Below are 17,374 nucleotides of genomic sequence, written 5' to 3'. Positions count from 1 at the left end.
GGTATTCTATGCGTGCGTTTTTATCTGGTCTCTCCCTTGCTTTTGTCACAACGACATCAGCAATTGCTGTGGATCTAGGGCAGTATCGCCCAGGGACCCCCTATCAAAGCGTAATAGCCGCAGGCGCCGATATTTGTGAAAGTCATTGTAGCGGAGATGCGCAATGTCGAAGTTGGAATTATGTGAAAGCCAATCCCAAGGCGTCAGGTGTTTGTGAGTTTAATGCGGAAGTATCAGCGCCCGTTGCCAGTGCAATTTCCATTAGCGGCGTAAATTTGCAAGGCGCAACCCGCCGAGGTATCGTTACTGGCGACACCAATACAATACGAGTTGGCACTCAAACGATTTCGCCTCGGAGCAGCAATAGCTCATCTAGTGTTACGCAAAACACACCTATGCGCCGTATTATCAGAGAAGCCACACCTCAGCGGGCTTACCCACAAACAGCCGTGTCCCAACATACTCCTACGGTGATACCAAGACAGCGAATTCAACAGCATGAAGCCCTGCGAGGAGGTAACGCATATCAAGTAGGCCCTACGAATAGGTCTGCAACTCAACCGTATCCGCAAGGCACTGCGGTTCCGCATCAATTTACATATGATTTAGGTGGTCGAGCTATGCCTATGCAACGACAAATGCCTCTTCAGCATTCTACGCCTAATCAATTGCCTTCAGGGCACTATACTCAAACTCAACAGCCACCTGAGGGACAAAGGGTTATGGCTTATGCACCGAACACAGTGCCCCAGAGTTCTGCCCCGCAACAGCCTATTTCTCAAATGGGTGTTCAATCGCGAGATCGTCGACGCCAGCAGGGGCCACGCCAAGAAAATTTGAATGATGTAATAGGGCAGAGCCAATTGTCAGGCCGCATGTCGGCTGGGCAGGCTTATCCGCCGACGGCTTATATGAAGTCTTCCAACCCTCAACAACAAGCATATTTACCAAATCAGCCCTCGGTTGGGGGGGCGGCTAATACTATAGCTGTCCAACAAAACTATGCTATGGCTAGGCGGTCGGCTAATCAGCCTGTTACATATCGTCAACCTGAACCGAGCAATGAGGGCGCGTCGAGGCAGGTGTTACCTGCTAAAGCTTTAGCGCGAGGTCTGAGTACTGAGCAAGCGCAGCAGAGTCTTTATGGAAAACTTAATGATGACATCCAAGTGCCTAATTCGGGAGCGACGGTTCCAAGTAATCCTGATGCGCCTATTCCAACTATGACTATGCGCCCAGCAGTGCCTGTTGAGAGAGCGTCATTAGATGATTTGGCAGGGGCGCCAGGGCGTTAAATTTTTACCATTGGGGCTAAATATTAATTGGGGCTATGTGTTTGGGCGGCGATGAAACGCCTTTTTTACCCCGAACCAGAGAGCCGATGAAGAAAGTCTGAACCAAGCAAAAACAACAAAGAATATAAAGCTTAAGACAAAGCCGCTCAAAACTGATTCTGAGACGGCATCCGCATTATACCCCAAAAGCATTAGCGTGTTTTGTGCGCCAGAGACAGATGTAATCATGCCTAGAAATATCCAACATCCAACCCAATAAAAATTCAATAATTTGTTTTTTCTTTGTAGCATAGCCGGCGCAAAAAAGAGTGCGACGAAAGCAACTGTAATAAAAAACATAATTGATGCGGGCATAAGGTTCTGTAGCACGAGTGGACGACCTCTTTGGGGTGAAGTATTATCTTCATCAAAGCAAGTCTCGCGCCAGTATTTGGTTTACGAGGAATTAAACCTAAGATAATTCGTATTAACGACGTTCTTTTGTTGTCATAAAGCGTATGTCTGGGTTTTTATCTTGAGCATATCCAACATCCCATGCCGATTTAGCCAGAAATACAGGCGCGCCGTCGATGTCTTCACCCATATTTGCAGTGTTTTTATCGACAAAAGCTTTTAGTATTTCAGGGTTGTCAGACGTCACCCAGCGGGCCGTTTGATAGAGAGGCGATTCAAAGGTAACCTCAAGTCCATATTCTGTTTTGATCCGCTCTCGCATGACATCAATTTGAAGAGACCCTACAGCGCCAACTATCATATCGGCGCCTAAAGATGGTTTGAAAAGTTGGGTAACGCCTTCTTCGGCCAGTGATTCTAGAGCTTTACGTAAATGTTTGGCCTTAAGTGGATCAGCAAGGCGGGCCCGACGGAGTATCTCGGGGGCAAAATTAGGAATACCTGCGAATTTTATTTTCCCTGTTTCAGAAAGTGAATCGCCGACCCGTAATGCGCCATGATTGGGAATGCCAATCACATCTCCCGCATAAGCATTCTCAGCGAGTTCACGGTCTTGTGCAAAAAACAAAATAGGGTTGTGAACGGATATAGTTTTATTTTCTGCTGTTTTCAGCTTCATGCCGCGTTTGAATTCGCCCGAACATAAACGCAAAAAAGCGACACGGTCACGATGGTTCAAATCCATATTGGCTTGTACTTTGAAAACAAAACCAGCGACATCTTTAGATGTCGGCAAAATTTCAACATCTTGCCCAGCTTTTACAGCTTTCTCAGCTTGTGGCGGAGGCGCAAATTCAGCCAGCGCATCAATTAGCTCGCGAACGCCGAATTTTCGAAGCGCCGAACCAAAATATACAGGTGTCATATGACCTTCGCGGAAGGATTGTGCGTTAAACTCTCCGTATTCTTTCGCGAGTTCTTGTTCTTCTAAGAATTCTTCTAGGAGATCATCGTCGTCAAAATGGTCAACGATGTCAGTTCCGTCGACGGGTGTAAGCGAATGCTCGCCGTCATCATCAGGTTTCACGAACCTCAGGAACTGACCTGTTCTAAGGTCTGAAATGCCCTTGAAGCGTCGACCCGAAGCCGCTGGCCACTGCATTGGTATTACGTCCAATGCAAGCTTGTCTTGAATTTCAGAGATGAGTTCAAACGGGTCATGACCTTCACGGTCAAGTTTGTTAATAAATGTAATAATCGGAATGTCGCGAAGCCGGCAAACCTCAAAAAGTTTAAGCGTTTGTGGCTCGATACCTTTGGCGACATCCAACACCATCACGGCGCAATCTGCGGCCGTCAAGGTACGATAGGTGTCTTCTGAAAAGTCTTCATGGCCTGGTGTGTCGAGTAGATTGAAAATAAGGTCTGCGTGTTCGAAAGTCATTACAGAGGACGATACAGAGATACCACGTTCCTGCTCAATTTTCATCCAATCCGATTGTGTCCGCCTAGCTTCGCCTCGGGCAGCAACTTGGCCCGCTGCATGGATTGCCCCAGATGCGAGCAGCATGTTCTCGGTCAATGTCGTCTTACCGGCATCGGGGTGAGAAATAATAGCAAAGACGCGGCGTTTGCCGGGTTCTGTTTGTAAGGCATTAGACATGAAAGGGGGCATAGTCACAGGGCGAGCCAAGCGCAAGATGTGAGTGTAAATATGAGGCTTTGCTTTACAAAAGGATTTTGCTTTGTCACGTAGATGTCATGGAAAAATTGTCGCCCAAACTCTATGCTCAGGCTGTAAAAGCGTCTGATTTACTGAATGATGCAGCGGCGTCCAAAAACGTGTTAAAGTCTGTGGAATGGAGCCCGCGTTTTAAGAACGACTTTTTGCTCCATGGAAAAATGCCAAAGCCGCAATACTCTAAAATGGATATCTCAGATTCACGTGAGAAAATTAGAGAGGCTAGAGCCCTTTGTGAGGCTGACCATGTGGTGTTTCAATGGCTCAATCGATTATGCGATGTCATGGAGAATACGGCAGGGCTTATACAAACGCGAGGTACGCCGGAGTTTTTCCAATTCTCAACGGCTCTATTTGGACAGCCCACGCGTTTAATGCTAGATAAACAAACCCGAGTCTTAGACTTGGCGCGTCATCTAGATAGCGCGCTCGATGATTTAAATTTTTCTAACTTAGTTATTGAAGGGTATGACGAGAGCTTAAATGCTCAAGCCTTTTCTAAAGCTCTTCGTAGACGGTTGAAAAAGCATTTTGGAGCTGATGCGCCTAAAGTGGCGATTTCAAAATCCGTTTCAGCAAAGGCCGCCGCAAGCTCAAGTCGTATTCGCGTGCGTGCAGATGCTAGCTTCACTGAGCGCGACGTCGACCAATTGCTACATCACGAAGCGCTCGTTCATGTGGCGACAGGTAAAAATGGTCAATTGCAAGAAGATTTTAAAATCTTAGGTCGATCACATTCTGGTACGACTGAAGTTCAAGAAGGCCTTGCGGTATTTGCTGAAATTGTAACGGGGTCTATGGACCCCAAAAGATTTGCTCGTCTTTCCGGGCGCGTTTTAGCAATTGAAATGGCAATACAAGGGGCTGATTTCAAAGAGGTTTTTGATTTTTTCGTTCAACGTAATGATGACCCGTCTCAGTCATTTGAAAATACGCGCCGGGTGTTTAGAGGGGGGGTGATTTCAGGGGGCGCACCATTCACAAAAGACATGGTTTATTTAAACGGCCTTCTTCGGGTTCATAACTTTATGAGAAGTGTAGTGAAACTGAACCGTGCTGATCTGATACGGGTCTTATTTTGTGGGAAGATGGATATAGAGGATGTACCCGCTTTGGCGCATTTGGTGAGCTATGATCGACTTGAGCCCCCAAAGTTTATGCCGCCTTGGGTTAAGGATTTGAGATTCTTGGTGAGTTATATGGCATATTCGTCTTTTTTGAACCAAGTGAAAATGCCCGGGTTTCAGGCTTATTATGCCCAGGAATTGGATCAAGTTCCTGTTATCTGGAGTTTTGCAGATGGAGAAAGTGGATAACTCGAGATTGTTAAACCAATAAGGCTTCTGTGACAGCATTTAACACAAAACGACCTTTTTGGGTCGCAATGAGACGATCTTTTTCAAGTTTTAGAAAACCCCCTTCTAATAAAGGCGCGTAACGCCGCTCAGATAATACTTCCCCGCGAATATTTTTGAAGCGGGTGAGGGAGATGCCTTCATTAATCCTTAGCCCCATTAATAAATATTCTTCGGCCCAGTCTTCTGGGCTGAGGTCTTCTCTCTCTTTTATTCCAACACCTGTGTCCATGACGCGTTTAATATAGCCTTCAGGGGTTGCTTCACAAATAGTCGCAGAGCGTTGTCCCTCTTGTGTTATTCGACCATGTGCTCCTGGGCCGACCCCAACATAATCATAGCCCCGCCAATAGGCGAGATTATGCTCTGATTGGTGATGAGGTTTTGCGAAGTTCGAAATTTCATAATGATCAAAACCATTATCTGCAAAGTTCTGCAAAATCATTTCAAAAAAATCTGCGCTTTGATCTTCATTGACTGCGCGGCTTAGTCCTCGGGCTTCAGCCTTGGCAAAAGCTGTGTTGTCTTCGATCGTTAATTGGTAGGTTGAAATATGATTGAGGTTAAGCTGAAGTAGAGTGTCCAAATCAGAGGTAAGGTCTGTCTTCGTTTGACCTGCCCAGCCAAATATCAAATCGGCTGAAACAGATTGAAAGGTATCCGTTGCCTCGGAGAGCGCCCTTACAGCTTGCTCGCTATTGTGGTCTCGGCCCAAGAGCTTCAATGCCGTGTTATTAAAGCTCTGCACGCCAAGAGAAATGCGATTAATTCCAGCGCTATTGTAGTCTTTCCATTTTGCGGCATTGGCATCATTCGGATTGGCTTCTAATGCGATTTCTGTGTGTGAGGAAAGACCCCAAATTGAATCTATGTTACTGATAAACATTGATATTTCTTTGGCTTCTAAAAGAGAGGGGGTTCCGCCGCCAAAGTGAATTGAGGTGACAGATCTTGGCCCGGTTAAAGCTCTCCAAGCGCGAAGGTCATCAATGATTGACTCGCAAAGGGCTGAGTTGCGTCCTTTGGATTTATAGACGTTAAAATCGCAATATGGACAAATTCGTGCGCAATAAGGCCAATGGATATAAATTGCGAGGGGGCTCAAAGCACTATGGCTTAAGAGACGGATTGCGGAAATTGGTCTGCCATAAATTTGGCAAAAGCGTCGGCACGATGGCTTTTGGCCTGTTTAATAGCGGGGTCAATTTCAGCAAAGGTTTTCGTATCGCCTTCGGCTATAAAGATTGGGTCATAGCCAAAGCCTTTATTTCCTTTCGGCGGCCAAGAGATTTTTCCTTCGACTGTGCCTTCATATATGCGGTTTTCACCGTTGGGCATGGCTAAGCAAAGTGCACATATAAAGCGTGCCGTTCGGTCAAGGCTATCGCCTAGTTGGTCGTTAACATGCCACATTGCCATATTAAAATCGCGTCCACCACCTTCTACGCGGGGTAACTCTGCCCATCTGGCAGCATAAATACCCGGACGTCCGTCTAAGGCTGTAACATCTAACCCACTATCATCGGATAAAGCCGGAAGCCCTGTTGCTTGTGCTGAAGCACGGGCTTTTAACCGGGCGTTTCCGGCAAAGGTCTTCTCTGTTTCTTCAGGCTCTGGAAGTTCAAGGTCCGCGGCGCTAAGAACTGACAGTCCAAAAGGTTTCAAAAGGGCACTTATTTCTCGAATCTTGCCTTGGTTATGAGAGGCAACAACTATTTTCGTATGACCTGCGAGGTCGCGATGAGGAATATTATTCATGGGCCGCCTATAAACCGCATTGGCCTAAAATGCCAAGCCTATGGTCATTCATATAAGAATGAGTTTCTTGTGTTTGAGAAGGCTTGTAAAATCGTCATTATTGATTATCAATAAAGACATGACAGAGAATCTCTCATCGGCAAATGATATGTCTGATTATGATTTTAATCTAGATGATCAATCTGGCAACCGAATGGCTCGGATCCTTCAATTGGGGACTCTAATAGGCCGTATCGTATTAGGGCTAGCGGTTTTCGTAACTTTAGTAGCGGCGCTTTGGATGGCGCTATCGACAGGGTTTCAAGATGAGCTGTTTAAGACAGTCGGCATGGAAAACACCCCTAGTCATCTACTTTTACCAGCTACATGTCTTGTCTTAGCGGTAATTGCCGCGGCGTGGTTTTGGGTTTTACATATTCTGAGTAAAATTGTTGATACGCTTATATCGGGTGATCCATTCGTACCTATGAACATAGGTCGATTGCGGCGGATGTGGATTATCATCGCTCTGACTGAAGTTTTCCGTATGGTGGTCGTAAATATGACCGGTGCATTCTTTCCAAATTCAGACGATAGTCTTAAAATTCGGATTGGTGTTTGGTTTCTCGTTTTCGTGATTGCAACTTTATCGGAAGCTTTTCGTTATGGTGCTATTATGCGCCGTGACCAAGAGCTGACAATCTAATGACTATTCGTGTAAATCTCGACCGCGTTTTGCTTGAAAGACGTATGAGCTTAACTGAATTGGCTGAGCGTGTAGGTATTACACTAGCCAATTTATCAATTCTGAAAACTGGCAAGGCCAGAGCTGTTCGGTTTTCAACTCTATCGGCCTTGTGCCGAGAGCTTGACTGTCAACCTGCCGATATTCTGGTTTATGAACCAGAACAGGATGAGGGAAAGATGGCCGCCGAATAGGCGGCCTTTTCATTTATAATAAATAGAGCTTACCCTAGGCCGCGACTTTGTCGTCTTCACCTTGGGTCCATTGTCCGAGCGAGGCTAGCCCGTTCATATGCGCGCGATGATTAAAGGCTGTTTGGGCAGCATCGTAATTTTCAGCCTTGCCTTGCCAAGCAAATAGCGCAGATTGTTGCAAGGCGCGTCCATATGAGTATGTTAGCTTCCAAGGGAAACCACCAATTTTATTCATCATGTCCAAATTGCGAGTAGCTTCTTCATTGTCTTGGCCACCTGATAGGAAGGCAATGCCAGGGACGGCGGCAGGAACAGTGTCTTTCAAAACTTTGATAGTGCGCTCAGCGATTTCTTCGCGAGAAGGCTGGTCTGGGCATTTTTTCCCTGCGACGACCATATTGGGTTTAAGGATTGTGCCTTCAAGTGCCACACCTTGCTCATAGAGCTCCGTGAAGAGAGAGTTGAGGACTTTCTCAGTGACTTCGTGGCAGCGCTCTACAGAATGATGTCCGCCCATAAGGATTTCAGGTTCAACGATAGGGACTATATTCGCTTCTTGGCATAAAGCGGCATACCGGCCTAGAGCATGGTTGTTTGCTTTAATTCCACCGCGTGTTGGTGTGGCGCCGACATATTGATCGGGATGAGATATTTCGATTACAGCACGCCACTTCGCGAAACGTGCGCCTAGCTCATAATATTCTGCAAGACGTTCTCGTAATCCGTCTAGGCCTTGGGTGATGTTTTCACCAGGTCGTCCAGCGAGTGGAGTAATGCCTTTATCGACTTTAATGCCGGGAATGGAACCGTGTGATTTAATAAGATCCACAAATTTTGTGCCATCTTTGGCACTTTGACGGAGTGTCTCGTCGAAGAGAATAACGCCAGAAACATGGTTTTTCATGGCGTTCTCGGTACGGAACAACATTTCGCGCCAATCTCGGCGGTTTTCTTCTGTGTTTTCTGTGCTGATTGAATCAAAGCGTTTGCCAATTGTGCCGTGGCTTTCATCGGCGGCCAAGAGACCTTTTCCGGGTTCCACCATTGCTATAGCAACTTTATTTAGTGCTTCTAAATCCATTATGCGCTCCTGTTTTCCTGTGTGATAGCCCTAGTTAGAGACTATTTTCTTAATATTTCTACGCCGGGGAGAATTTTACCTTCCATCCATTCGAGGAAAGCGCCGCCAGCTGTGCTGATAAAGGTGAAGTCATCAGAAACACCGGCCTGATTGAGGGCTGATACAGTATCTCCGCCTCCAGCCACAGCAATAATCTTGCCTGATTTACATAGTTTTGCGGCATATTTAGCAGATTCAACAGTGCTTGTGTCGAAAGGGGGGAGCTCAAAAGCGCCGAGCGGACCATTCCAAATCAAGGTTTGGCTAGCCTCCATAGCATCCACAATTTTATCTACAGTCGCTGGCCCAGCATCGAGAATCATCTCATCTGATTTTACATCGTCTAACCCACAAACGCGGCTTTCTGGATTAGCTTTGAATTCTTTTGCAACTACAACATCAGTCGGCAAGATGATTTCGCAATTGGCCTTTTTGGCATTTTTCATGATGTCTAGCGCGGTTTCTTTTAAATCTTTCTCACACAGCGAAGCCCCTACATCATAACCTTGGGCAAAAAGAAACGTATTCGCCATTCCACCGCCAATAACAAGGCGGTCCAGACGTGAAACTAGGTTCTTTAAAAGATCAATTTTTGTCGATACTTTCGCGCCGCCAACAATCGCCATAACTGGTTTTTTGGGGATGTCGAGCGCCCGACTAATGTGGTCCAGCTCTCGTTCCATAGCCAGACCAGCATAGGCAGGAAGAAACTCAGCAATTCCTGCTGATGACGCATGGTCACGGTGAGCTGCTGAAAAAGCATCCATGACAAATATGTCGCCAAGTGCTGCCATATCTTTGGCAAGAGCGACATTGCCTTTCGTTTCTCCCGCATGAAAACGCGTGTTTTCAAGCAACACAACATCTCCATCATTCATAACTTGAACGACATTAGGGTTTAGGTCAGAGGCGAAGACGACAGGCGTGCCAAGTGCTTCGGCTAGAGGGGAGACGATAAACTTGAGGGAGAGGGCTTTGTCAATTTCACCTTTTGGGCGACCAAAATGGCTTAACAGTACAATTTTAGCCCCTTTGTCCTGCAGGGCTTTAATTGTTGGAAGCGCAGCTTTCAGCCGTGTGTCGTCAGTGATTTTTCCATCCTTATCGCGGGGAACGTTAAAGTCTACACGAACGAGGGCTGTGCTACCCTTAAGCTTGGCGTCTTCGAGGCGACGAAAATCCATTAAACAACTCCAGTTTAAGCTTCTTTTTGCGTGTTACCCATAACGCGCGCAACATCAATCATTCTATTCGCAAAACCCCATTCATTATCATACCAAGCAATAACCTTGACCAAGTTACCGTCCAGGGCCTTTGTCAAGAGTGACGCATAAGTCGCCGAATTCGGATCGTGGTTTAAATCTGAACTCACCAGTGGATTTTCAGAGTAGCAAATTACACCTTTCATTGGCCCTTGAGCCGCGGTTTTCATAACCTCGTTAAGCTCTTCAGCTGTTGTATGCATTTCAGGTTGGAAAGCGAGGTCAACCATAGAGACGTTCGCCGTTGGTACGCGAACAGCTGTGCCTGAAAGCTTTCCTTTAAGTTCAGGAATTACCAATCCAACAGCTTTGGCAGCACCCGTGCTGGTTGGTATCATATTTAAGCCTGCTGCGCGTGCACGATATAGGTCTTTATGACTGTTATCCAAAATTCGCTGATCTTGAGTGTAACTATGCACAGTCGTCATGAAACCTCTTCTAATGCCGACAGACTCCATAATAACTTTCGCTACTGGAGCGAGACAGTTGGTAGTACAAGAAGCGCAAGAAACGACACGGTCATCAGCTCCGATATCTTGGTGGTTAACACCATAAACGATAGTCTTGTCGACATTGTCACCAGGGGCGGAAATTAGAACAGCTTTGGCTCCAGCTTCAAAATGCGGTTGAACACGTTCTTTACTTCGGAAAATGCCTGTGCATTCCATAACAATGTCAACATCAAGCGCGCCCCAATTAATTTCAGCTGGATCGCGGTGATGAGTCATGCGAATCCGTCCGCGCCCATAATCCATCCAAGAAATACCGGCCTCTTCGCCAGTTTCTACAGTTACGCCGAAACGGCCATGAACACTATCATATCGTAAGAGATGGGAGGAGACTTCGATTGAACCAGGGGAATTAATTGCGACCAGCTCTATGTCTTCAATATTATATTCTTCGATGGCACGCGCGACGAGTCGTCCAATACGTCCAAAACCATTAATACCTATTCGGATAGTCATTTCGAAGATGCTCCGTTATTATATAAAGTCAGCAGGCCTATAAAGCGACCCGCTTTTGATGATGCCATACAGTCAAGTCAATAAATTATCCTTGTTGATACGCAATTCTTAGGCCATTCTCTGCAAATTATTGATGCGATATGGATTATCTTATGAATGACAGCGTTGACATGCAAAGTGCCGCTCAAAAACTCCAATCTGCCCTGAAGACTCTAGAAGAAGCTATGGACCCACTTTTGACCCAATTTGGTCAATTAAAGGCCAAAACAGCCGAATCGGAAAGTTTTTCTCAGGACCGTTCGCGGTTGGCTTCTGATCTCGATAATGCGAAAGCCGAGCAAGAAAATATGGCTGCGCGATTACAGTCCCGAGAAAAAGAGTTCGAGGCTTTGGCTCAAGAAACCAATCAAGAACTGGATCGTGTTATTCGTCATGTCCAAGTTGCATTAGAAAGTTTGCCGTCATGATGGGACGTGTCAGCCTTAATATAAATGGCCGAAAATATGGGCTGGGTTGTGAACCTGGCGAAGAAGAGCGTTTGATGCGCCTAGGGCAGAAGCTTGATGACCGTGTAAACGCGATGGCAAACCAGTTTGGCCAAATTGGTGATTTGCGATTGCTTGTTATGGCGGGCATAACATTACTAGACGAATTAGAAGATATTTCTGATGCTGTAGAACAAAAAGTCGATGAACGTATTGGTGATGTTAGAAAAGAAAGTGAGAAAGTTTTAGCTCATGCTGGTGAGGCTGAAGCAAAAGCTGCAGAAGGGCTTTTAAAGGCCGCCGCGCAAATTGAGAAAATAGCGGCTAAGATTGAATCGATTGTCGACTGATTTAATGAGCTTAAGACTTTACTGATCTGAAGAGAGTAAGCTCTCACTTGAATCGGATTTAAAGAAAACTCTCATAATGAGTAATAAATCACATATTTGCGCTTGCTAAATCATATGACCGAGCCCACATTCTAACTGACGGTCACTGCGGGTTGCGTGAGAAGCACTAATCCACCGGACCTTAATCTATCCTTCGGGAGTTGGCTCTGTGTAGATCGTGGTCTGCATAATTCCGACACCCACTTGAACTCTTGGTTCACGAGGATTCTTAAACTTCCACGGACTTTTGTGGGGCCGTCACATTTTTTATTGTGCATTAAAGCACAATCTTTACTTCGTTAAATTCAGTGGTTCGCCGTCCTCTTTGCGAAAATTCTCAGGAGGATGATTATCAATCATGTTTAAGACAGCTTCGCTCGGGCGGCACAGCTTAACACCATTTGGGCTACAGACGAGGGGGCGGTTGACTAAAACGGGGTGTTCTAACATCTGTTTGAAAATTTCGTCTTCACTAACGCTATCTTCTAGCAAACCCAGCTCTTTTGCGGGCGATTTAGTGGTTCGCAGCGCCTCTCTTGGGGTTAAATTTGCGGCGGCTAGGAGGCCTAGGAGTTGAGGGCGAGTCCAGCCCTCTGTGATGTAATCAATTATTTCAGGCTCGTATCCAGCTGCTCTGAGTATCGCCACGACATTTCGAGACGTGCCGCAATTTGGGTTATGATGGACAACAATCATTGATGCGCTCTCAAACTAAGAGGAAAATTACTAAGAGGAAGGTGGCCTCTAATTTTGAAAATGATTGCGGGTGCGATTTGCAAATCCCACAAGCGACAACATGACGGGAACCTCTACCAATACGCCAACGACGGTAGCGAGTGCGGCACCTGAGTTCAAGCCGAAGAGGCTGATAGCAACGGCAACGGCGAGTTCAAAGAAATTTGATGTGCCTATCATGGCGCAGGGTGCGGCCACGTTATGAGGTACTTTCCAGAGCCATGCCGTCCCATAGGCCAAGGCGAAAATGGCGTATGATTGGATAAGTATAGGAATTGCTATCAGGAGTATGATTAGCGGGCGATTGATGATGACAGAGCCTTGAAACCCAAAAAGCAAGACTACAGTACCTAAAAGAGCGGCTATGGAGGCTGGTTTTACCTGTTCGGTGAACTGATCCACTGCTCTCACTCCCCCCCGTTTTAACAGAATTTTACGTGTCGCAATTCCTACAGCTAAGGGAACGATGACATAGAGAACTACTGAGGTAATCAAGGTTTCCCAAGGCACGATTATATCTGTTACGCCAAGGAGTAGGGCTACGATCGGCGCAAAGGCAAAGACCATGATGGCGTCATTTACACTGACTTGGGCGAGTGTGTAATTAGGGTCGCCTTTGGTCAGTTGAGACCAAACAAAGACCATAGCTGTACAAGGCGCAGCGCCTAATAAAATCAGTCCTGCTAAATAGCCTTCAGCGTCTTCTGGCGGAATGAGTCCTGCGAAGATATACTTAAAGAATAGAACGCCAAGTGCAGCCATAGTAAACGGCTTGATTAACCAGTTAATAATAAGAGTTATAATGAGGCCTTTGGGTTTTTCTCCGACGCTTCTCAGGCTCGAAATGTCTACGCCTATCATCATGGGCCAAATCATAGCCCAAATAAGTAAAGCGACAGGCAGGTTGACTTTGGCGTATTCTAAGGCTGCAAGAGCGCTAAATAGAGCTGGAAAAACCTGTCCAAGTAAGATGCCGCCGATAATCGCAAGTGTAACCCATAGGGTCAGGTAGCGTTCAAAAATGCCCATGATTGTATTATCCTAACAACAATTGATGCGTTTTGTAGCGTGTTCAAGAGGTTCACACACATCAGCGTGACCTTGGCAGCAATCCTCAACTAAATAGACGACGAGCTCAGCCATATGATCAAATTGCGCCGTGTAAATTATTGAACGGCCCTCGCGTATGCTTGTGACCAGTCTTGCGGACGACAAAATGTTGAGCTGAGCTGATAGCGTATTAGCGGGTACGTTAAGAGCTTTGGCAATCTCGCCAGCGGAGAGGCCTTCTTTTCCAGCTTTTACTAAAAGCCGAAAAACAGAGAGGCGTCCAGTCTGCGCTAGGGCTGAAAGTCGTTGTACGGCAAGTTTTGATTCCATATTTCCACGATAATGGAATTAAAGATTAGGTCAACAGAAAACATACAACAGAGGCGCGTCAAACAGAGGCGCGTCAATATTAGGGTGATTTGAGATTAGAGTGATTTGACGGCGCCTCTATATGGACAGCTTATTGCCATAGGGGTAGAGAATGCCGATGGTTAATCCTCCAAAATCAATTGCAAGGAAAGCGGCGAGACGCCAACGCATGCAATGCCAAGACACCTCGGCTGGTGTAGAGCTCATAAGACACTTTCCGGCTGTTCAGTTTCGGGGGGCAAGTATAGGGGGCTATTGGCCTCTTTCGGGTGAGATTAATATATGCCCTCTTATGCAAGCCTTGCAGAATGGCGGCCACTGTATCGGGTTGCCTCGCATTCTTGGCCCTGAATTACCGCTCGAATTTAGGCTGTGGACGCAAGGTGGTGAGCTTTATCCGGGCCCATTTAAAACATTGCAGCCGGCCTCGACAAAGCCCGTTATTATACCTGAGCTTGTGTTAGTGCCGCTATTGGCTTTCACTGCTGATGGCGCACGTTTAGGGTATGGCGGTGGTTATTATGATAGGACGATTGAATGCTTACGAAGAAATCACAATGTTTTTGCTTGCGGAGTTGCCTATGCTGGGCAAGAGACTGCCAACTTACCGACAGAGGCGCATGATGTGTCTCTGGACGCGATTTTAACTCAGGACTATTTCAAGGCCTTTTCATGAAATTAGCATTTTTCGGAGATGTGGTAGGACGCGCTGGTCGTGAAGCCGTGACGCGGTACTTGCCGCGTGTGAAGGGCGAATTGGGCTTGGATGCCGTTGTGATAAACGCCGAAAATGCGGCGGGTGGCTTCGGTATTACGCGCTCTACAGCCGATGAGCTGTTCGAAGCTGGCGCCAATGTTTTAACGCTAGGAAATCATAGTTTCGACCAAGCGCAGGGAATATCAGTTATTGAGAATGAAGACCGCCTTTTGAGACCTTGTAACTATCCAGCAGGACAAGTGCCGGGCAGAGGCGCAGGCTTATATAATGTAAATGGCTATAACCTCTTGGTTATAAATGTGCATGGCCGAGTTTTTATGGATGCTCTAGATGACCCTTTTATCGCTGTTGAACGAGAATTGAATGCTGCTCCTCTTGGAGAAGTCGCAGATGCAGTTATCGTTGATATGCATGCAGAGGCGACATCAGAAAAAAATGGTATGGGGTATTTTTGTGACGGCCGGGCTTCACTTGTGGTTGGCACGCATCAACATGTTCCAACAGCTGACGCCCGTATATTACCACAAGGAACGGCTTATCAGACGGATGCTGGTATGTGTGGAGACTATAACTCTATTATTGGGATGGAGGTGGATGAGCCGCTTCGTCGTTTCACAACACGTATGCGGGGAGGGCGGTTCAACCCTGCCTCTGGACCAGGGACATTGTGTGGAGTTTATGTTGAGACAAACAGTAAGGGGCTGGCTACTCAGGTGAGTCCTATTCGTATGGGTGGACAGTTGTTTGAAATTATGCCGCGCAATTCCTAGAGTTCTTATAGAATGAGGTCTGGCTATCAATTTACATAACTATTCTTAAAACAGCATTCTTAAATGCCTCTTTTAATAGTTGGATGCTTTGGTATAACCTTATTTATGAAATCTTCCCCTGCACACCGAACCGCTCTTTATCCTGGTACATTTGACCCCATGACCTTAGGGCATTTAGATATTTTGAAGCGAGCAAGTCGCTTGTGCGATAAGCTTGTCGTTGCTGTTGCTATTAACCGTTCGAAGAACCCGCTTTTTGCACTGAGTGAGCGTGTGGAAATGGTGGAGAACGTAGTGGCGCCTTTCCGTGAACGAATTGATGTCGAAGTCTTACCTTTCGAAGGTTTACTGATACATTTCGTTGAAAGCGTCGGCGCGAATATGATAGTGCGCGGCTTGAGGGCTGTTTCGGACTTTGAATATGAATTCCAAATGGCAGGTATGAATGATCGACTAAACCCGGATATCGAAACTGTGTTTCTTATGGCAGACCCGCAATATCAAACCATTGCGTCACGCCTTGTGAAAGAAATTGCACGCCTTGGCGGGGATGTGTCTCAGTTTGTAACACCCGAAGTCGAAATACGATTAAAGGATAAATATACATGATGCACCGTTTTTTATTGAGTGCTGTTTTGGGGTCTACCCTCCTAGCGACAGGCTGCTCTGCACAAGAGAGCGTCTCTGATAAAATTGCAAATGTTTCTGAATCTGAAGTTTCTGCGCCAGCAGAAGCTTGGCGTAGTGTGGATCCTGAAAACCTTATCATCATTGATACCGCTTATGGCGTCATTGGTGTTGAGTTGTATCCTGAAATAGCGCCTATGCATGTGGAACAAATCAAGAGCTTGGTACGATCTAAGTTTTACGACAACGTGAAATTTCATCGCGTAATAGACGGGTTTATGAATCAGACTGGTGATGGCACAAATGGTGACGGCACTGGGGATTCTGATTTGCCGGATATTGCGGCTGAATTCACGTTCCGCAGAGATACATCTATGCCTGTGACTTTGGTTGGTGTGCGAGAGAATGGGGCGCAAAAAGTGGATGTGGGGTTCTATAAGTCACTTCCTGTCGCTACCCAGCCTACCGCTCAAGCTATGCTGACTGCAGATGGTAAAGTTGCAGCGTCAGGCCTTCATTGTAAGGGGGTGACATCTATGGCGCGTACAAACGATCCAAATTCTGCCAATAGTCAGTTTTTTCTAATGCGAGACAGAGCGTCTCATCTGGATAGGCAATATTCCATCTGGGGTAATACAGTGATGGGTCGTGATTTGCTAACGCGTTTCAAAGTCGGGACTGTCGGTGAGGCAGGGTTTGTGCCTGATAAAATGAATACGGTTCGAATTGCTGCTGATCTTCCTGAAAATGAACGCCCAAACATAGATGTAATGAAGACAAGCCATCCAGCCTTTACAACTTTTTTGAATAGTCAGAAAAAACCTGACGGAACATTCCCTGATATTTGCGACATCGCTGTCCCCACTAAAGCGGGCTAAGAAACCCTAAGACTTATTGCATGAAGAGGTCTCTCTTTATGTGTTTATTTTTTATATATTGGAAAAAACATGACTGAAAAACTTATTATGACTGTGGATGCCCATGATGGGAACCCTGGCGACGTAACAATACTTTTGCGTCCAGATTTAGCGCCAAAGCATGTCGCGCAAATCACAAAGTTAGCTAAAGAGGGTTTTTACGACGGGTTGACCTTTCACCGCGTGATTGATGGGTTTATGGCGCAAGGTGGTTGTCCAAATGGTACAGGTATGGGCGGCGCCAAAGAGAATATTCCGGCCGAGTTTAATAAGCATTCACATATTGAAGGTGTGTGCTCAATGGCTCGTTCTCAAAACCCTAATTCGGCTTCTAGCCAATTCTTCATCTGTCTTGACGATGCATCATTCCTTGATGGTCAGTATACAGTTTGGGGTGAGGTTGAAAGCGGTATGGAGCTCGTTCACGCACTTCCAAAAGGTGAGCCTCCGCGTATGGCGGGTAAAATTGTCAAAATGACTGTCGTCGAGGCATAAGCCTCTCAAGGC

The 17,374-nt window shown here is 46.3% G+C and carries 21 protein-coding genes; 11 read left to right on the top strand and 10 right to left on the bottom strand.

The genetic code is table 11. From position 1 onward, the window contains the following. Positions 1 to 8: 8 nt before the first annotated feature. Positions 9 to 1,295, top strand: a complete 1,287-nt coding sequence (locus DES40_RS04655) for a PAN domain-containing protein (RefSeq protein WP_121099374.1) — start codon at positions 9 to 11, stop codon at positions 1,293 to 1,295. 33 nt (positions 1,296 to 1,328) lie between these two features. Here DES40_RS04655 and DES40_RS04650 read toward each other — a convergent pair whose 3' ends face one another. Continuing rightward, the gene (locus tag DES40_RS04650) at positions 1,329 to 1,586 is read right to left on the bottom strand and encodes a hypothetical protein (RefSeq protein WP_233345421.1); all 258 of its coding nucleotides are present in this window, start codon (positions 1,584 to 1,586) and stop codon (positions 1,329 to 1,331) included. A gap of 175 nt (positions 1,587 to 1,761) precedes the next feature. Continuing rightward, entirely contained in the window at positions 1,762 to 3,363 is a 1,602-nt protein-coding gene (locus DES40_RS04645; RefSeq protein WP_233345512.1) for a peptide chain release factor 3, read from the bottom strand. 86 nt (positions 3,364 to 3,449) lie between these two features. On the opposite strand from DES40_RS04645, the gene DES40_RS04640 reads away from it, so the two are divergent. After that, entirely contained in the window at positions 3,450 to 4,745 is a 1,296-nt protein-coding gene (locus DES40_RS04640; protein WP_121099371.1) for a flavohemoglobin expression-modulating QEGLA motif protein, read from the top strand. A 10-nt stretch (positions 4,746 to 4,755) separates the two neighbouring features. Here DES40_RS04640 and hemW read toward each other — a convergent pair whose 3' ends face one another. Both hemW and rdgB read right to left on the bottom strand, forming a co-directional pair. Next, a complete protein-coding gene (gene hemW, locus DES40_RS04635) occupies positions 4,756 to 5,889 on the bottom strand; it encodes a radical SAM family heme chaperone HemW (protein ID WP_170144885.1) in 1,134 nt (377 codons plus the stop codon). Positions 5,890 to 5,900: 11 nt separating this feature from the next. Beyond that, entirely contained in the window at positions 5,901 to 6,542 is a 642-nt protein-coding gene (gene rdgB / locus DES40_RS04630) for an RdgB/HAM1 family non-canonical purine NTP pyrophosphatase (protein ID WP_121099369.1), read from the bottom strand. Positions 6,543 to 6,660: 118 nt separating this feature from the next. On the opposite strand from rdgB, the gene DES40_RS04625 reads away from it, so the two are divergent. Further along, entirely contained in the window at positions 6,661 to 7,227 is a 567-nt protein-coding gene (locus DES40_RS04625) for a DUF2975 domain-containing protein (RefSeq protein WP_170144884.1), read from the top strand. Continuing rightward, positions 7,227 to 7,460, top strand: coding sequence for a helix-turn-helix domain-containing protein (locus DES40_RS04620; RefSeq protein WP_121099367.1), 234 nt, complete (start codon positions 7,227 to 7,229; stop codon positions 7,458 to 7,460). Before DES40_RS04625 ends, DES40_RS04620 begins: the two co-directional genes overlap by 1 nt. A gap of 34 nt (positions 7,461 to 7,494) precedes the next feature. On the opposite strand, the gene DES40_RS04615 is transcribed toward DES40_RS04620, so the two are convergent. The 3 genes from DES40_RS04615 to gap are packed head-to-tail and all read right to left on the bottom strand — an operon-like array spanning position 7,495 to position 10,807. Then, positions 7,495 to 8,541 (bottom strand): class I fructose-bisphosphate aldolase, encoded by a 1,047-nt coding sequence (locus DES40_RS04615; protein WP_121099366.1) that lies wholly within the window; start codon positions 8,539 to 8,541, stop codon positions 7,495 to 7,497. 41 nt (positions 8,542 to 8,582) lie between these two features. After that, positions 8,583 to 9,764, bottom strand: a complete 1,182-nt coding sequence (locus DES40_RS04610) for a phosphoglycerate kinase (RefSeq protein WP_121099365.1) — start codon at positions 9,762 to 9,764, stop codon at positions 8,583 to 8,585. Positions 9,765 to 9,778: 14 nt separating this feature from the next. Next, positions 9,779 to 10,807 carry a type I glyceraldehyde-3-phosphate dehydrogenase gene (gap, locus tag DES40_RS04605; RefSeq protein WP_121099364.1) on the bottom strand — a complete coding sequence of 343 codons (1,029 nt, stop codon included), beginning with the start codon at positions 10,805 to 10,807 and terminating at the stop codon, positions 9,779 to 9,781. Between the two features lie 152 nt (positions 10,808 to 10,959). Between gap and DES40_RS04600 the strand changes: the two genes are divergently transcribed. Continuing rightward, positions 10,960 to 11,274: a DUF4164 family protein gene (locus tag DES40_RS04600; protein ID WP_170144883.1), complete on the top strand. Its 315-nt coding sequence runs from the start codon at positions 10,960 to 10,962 to the stop codon at positions 11,272 to 11,274. Next, positions 11,271 to 11,642 carry a cell division protein ZapA gene (locus DES40_RS04595; protein WP_121099362.1) on the top strand — a complete coding sequence of 124 codons (372 nt, stop codon included), beginning with the start codon at positions 11,271 to 11,273 and terminating at the stop codon, positions 11,640 to 11,642. The genes DES40_RS04600 and DES40_RS04595 overlap by 4 nt, the downstream gene beginning before the upstream one ends. A 330-nt stretch (positions 11,643 to 11,972) precedes the next feature. On the opposite strand, the gene DES40_RS04590 is transcribed toward DES40_RS04595, so the two are convergent. The 3 genes from DES40_RS04590 to DES40_RS04580 are packed head-to-tail and all read right to left on the bottom strand — an operon-like array spanning position 11,973 to position 13,796. Next, on the bottom strand, positions 11,973 to 12,377 hold the full coding sequence (locus tag DES40_RS04590; RefSeq protein ID WP_121099361.1) for an arsenate reductase family protein: 405 nt from the start codon (positions 12,375 to 12,377) through the stop codon (positions 11,973 to 11,975). Between the two features lie 48 nt (positions 12,378 to 12,425). Beyond that, a complete protein-coding gene (arsB, locus tag DES40_RS04585; RefSeq protein ID WP_121099360.1) occupies positions 12,426 to 13,445 on the bottom strand; it encodes an ACR3 family arsenite efflux transporter in 1,020 nt (339 codons plus the stop codon). Between the two features lie 12 nt (positions 13,446 to 13,457). After that, on the bottom strand, positions 13,458 to 13,796 hold the full coding sequence (locus tag DES40_RS04580) for an ArsR/SmtB family transcription factor (RefSeq protein ID WP_121099359.1): 339 nt from the start codon (positions 13,794 to 13,796) through the stop codon (positions 13,458 to 13,460). 151 nt (positions 13,797 to 13,947) lie between these two features. Here DES40_RS04580 and DES40_RS04575 point away from each other — a divergent pair, with 151 nt between their 5' ends. The 5 genes from DES40_RS04575 (at position 13,948) to DES40_RS04555 (ending at position 17,362) form a co-directional block, all read left to right on the top strand. Continuing rightward, the gene (locus tag DES40_RS04575; protein WP_121099358.1) at positions 13,948 to 14,511 is read left to right on the top strand and encodes a 5-formyltetrahydrofolate cyclo-ligase; all 564 of its coding nucleotides are present in this window, start codon (positions 13,948 to 13,950) and stop codon (positions 14,509 to 14,511) included. Continuing rightward, positions 14,508 to 15,323, top strand: a complete 816-nt coding sequence (locus DES40_RS04570; RefSeq protein ID WP_121099357.1) for a TIGR00282 family metallophosphoesterase — start codon at positions 14,508 to 14,510, stop codon at positions 15,321 to 15,323. Before DES40_RS04575 ends, DES40_RS04570 begins: the two co-directional genes overlap by 4 nt. Positions 15,324 to 15,428: 105 nt before the next feature. Continuing rightward, positions 15,429 to 15,932, top strand: coding sequence for a pantetheine-phosphate adenylyltransferase (gene coaD / locus DES40_RS04565; RefSeq protein ID WP_121100422.1), 504 nt, complete (start codon positions 15,429 to 15,431; stop codon positions 15,930 to 15,932). Then, positions 15,929 to 16,828 (top strand): peptidylprolyl isomerase, encoded by a 900-nt coding sequence (locus DES40_RS04560; protein WP_121099356.1) that lies wholly within the window; start codon positions 15,929 to 15,931, stop codon positions 16,826 to 16,828. The genes coaD and DES40_RS04560 overlap by 4 nt, the downstream gene beginning before the upstream one ends. 69 nt (positions 16,829 to 16,897) lie before the next feature. After that, entirely contained in the window at positions 16,898 to 17,362 is a 465-nt protein-coding gene (locus tag DES40_RS04555; protein ID WP_121099355.1) for a peptidylprolyl isomerase, read from the top strand. The last annotated feature ends 12 nt before the right edge of the window (positions 17,363 to 17,374 follow it).

The organism is Litorimonas taeanensis (genome assembly GCF_003634015.1).
In the GTDB taxonomy this organism is placed as follows: Bacteria; Pseudomonadota; Alphaproteobacteria; order Caulobacterales; family Maricaulaceae; genus Litorimonas; species Litorimonas taeanensis.
Note: the sequence above shows the minus strand (reverse complement) of the source record. Positions and strands in the feature narration are given on the sequence as shown.

Bases quoted from the DNA above. Each gene is read 5' to 3' on its own strand.
- DES40_RS04655 (WP_121099374.1), top strand. From the start codon at position 9: ATGCGTGCGTTTTTATCTGGTCTCTCCCTTGCTTTTGTCACAACGACA.
- DES40_RS04650 (WP_233345421.1), bottom strand. From the start codon at position 1,586: ATGCTACAAAGAAAAAACAAATTATTGAATTTTTATTGGGTTGGATGT.
- DES40_RS04645 (WP_233345512.1), bottom strand. From the start codon at position 3,363: ATGCCCCCTTTCATGTCTAATGCCTTACAAACAGAACCCGGCAAACGC.
- DES40_RS04640 (WP_121099371.1), top strand. From the start codon at position 3,450: ATGGAAAAATTGTCGCCCAAACTCTATGCTCAGGCTGTAAAAGCGTCT.
- rdgB (WP_121099369.1), bottom strand. From the start codon at position 6,542: ATGAATAATATTCCTCATCGCGACCTCGCAGGTCATACGAAAATAGTT.
- DES40_RS04625 (WP_170144884.1), top strand. From the start codon at position 6,661: ATGACAGAGAATCTCTCATCGGCAAATGATATGTCTGATTATGATTTT.
- DES40_RS04620 (WP_121099367.1), top strand. From the start codon at position 7,227: ATGACTATTCGTGTAAATCTCGACCGCGTTTTGCTTGAAAGACGTATG.
- DES40_RS04615 (WP_121099366.1), bottom strand. From the start codon at position 8,541: ATGGATTTAGAAGCACTAAATAAAGTTGCTATAGCAATGGTGGAACCC.
- DES40_RS04610 (WP_121099365.1), bottom strand. From the start codon at position 9,764: ATGGATTTTCGTCGCCTCGAAGACGCCAAGCTTAAGGGTAGCACAGCC.
- gap (WP_121099364.1), bottom strand. From the start codon at position 10,807: ATGACTATCCGAATAGGTATTAATGGTTTTGGACGTATTGGACGACTC.
- DES40_RS04600 (WP_170144883.1), top strand. From the start codon at position 10,960: ATGAATGACAGCGTTGACATGCAAAGTGCCGCTCAAAAACTCCAATCT.
- DES40_RS04595 (WP_121099362.1), top strand. From the start codon at position 11,271: ATGATGGGACGTGTCAGCCTTAATATAAATGGCCGAAAATATGGGCTG.
- DES40_RS04590 (WP_121099361.1), bottom strand. From the start codon at position 12,377: ATGATTGTTGTCCATCATAACCCAAATTGCGGCACGTCTCGAAATGTC.
- arsB (WP_121099360.1), bottom strand. From the start codon at position 13,445: ATGGGCATTTTTGAACGCTACCTGACCCTATGGGTTACACTTGCGATT.
- DES40_RS04580 (WP_121099359.1), bottom strand. From the start codon at position 13,796: ATGGAATCAAAACTTGCCGTACAACGACTTTCAGCCCTAGCGCAGACT.
- DES40_RS04575 (WP_121099358.1), top strand. From the start codon at position 13,948: ATGCCGATGGTTAATCCTCCAAAATCAATTGCAAGGAAAGCGGCGAGA.
- DES40_RS04570 (WP_121099357.1), top strand. From the start codon at position 14,508: ATGAAATTAGCATTTTTCGGAGATGTGGTAGGACGCGCTGGTCGTGAA.
- coaD (WP_121100422.1), top strand. From the start codon at position 15,429: ATGAAATCTTCCCCTGCACACCGAACCGCTCTTTATCCTGGTACATTT.
- DES40_RS04560 (WP_121099356.1), top strand. From the start codon at position 15,929: ATGATGCACCGTTTTTTATTGAGTGCTGTTTTGGGGTCTACCCTCCTA.
- DES40_RS04555 (WP_121099355.1), top strand. From the start codon at position 16,898: ATGACTGAAAAACTTATTATGACTGTGGATGCCCATGATGGGAACCCT.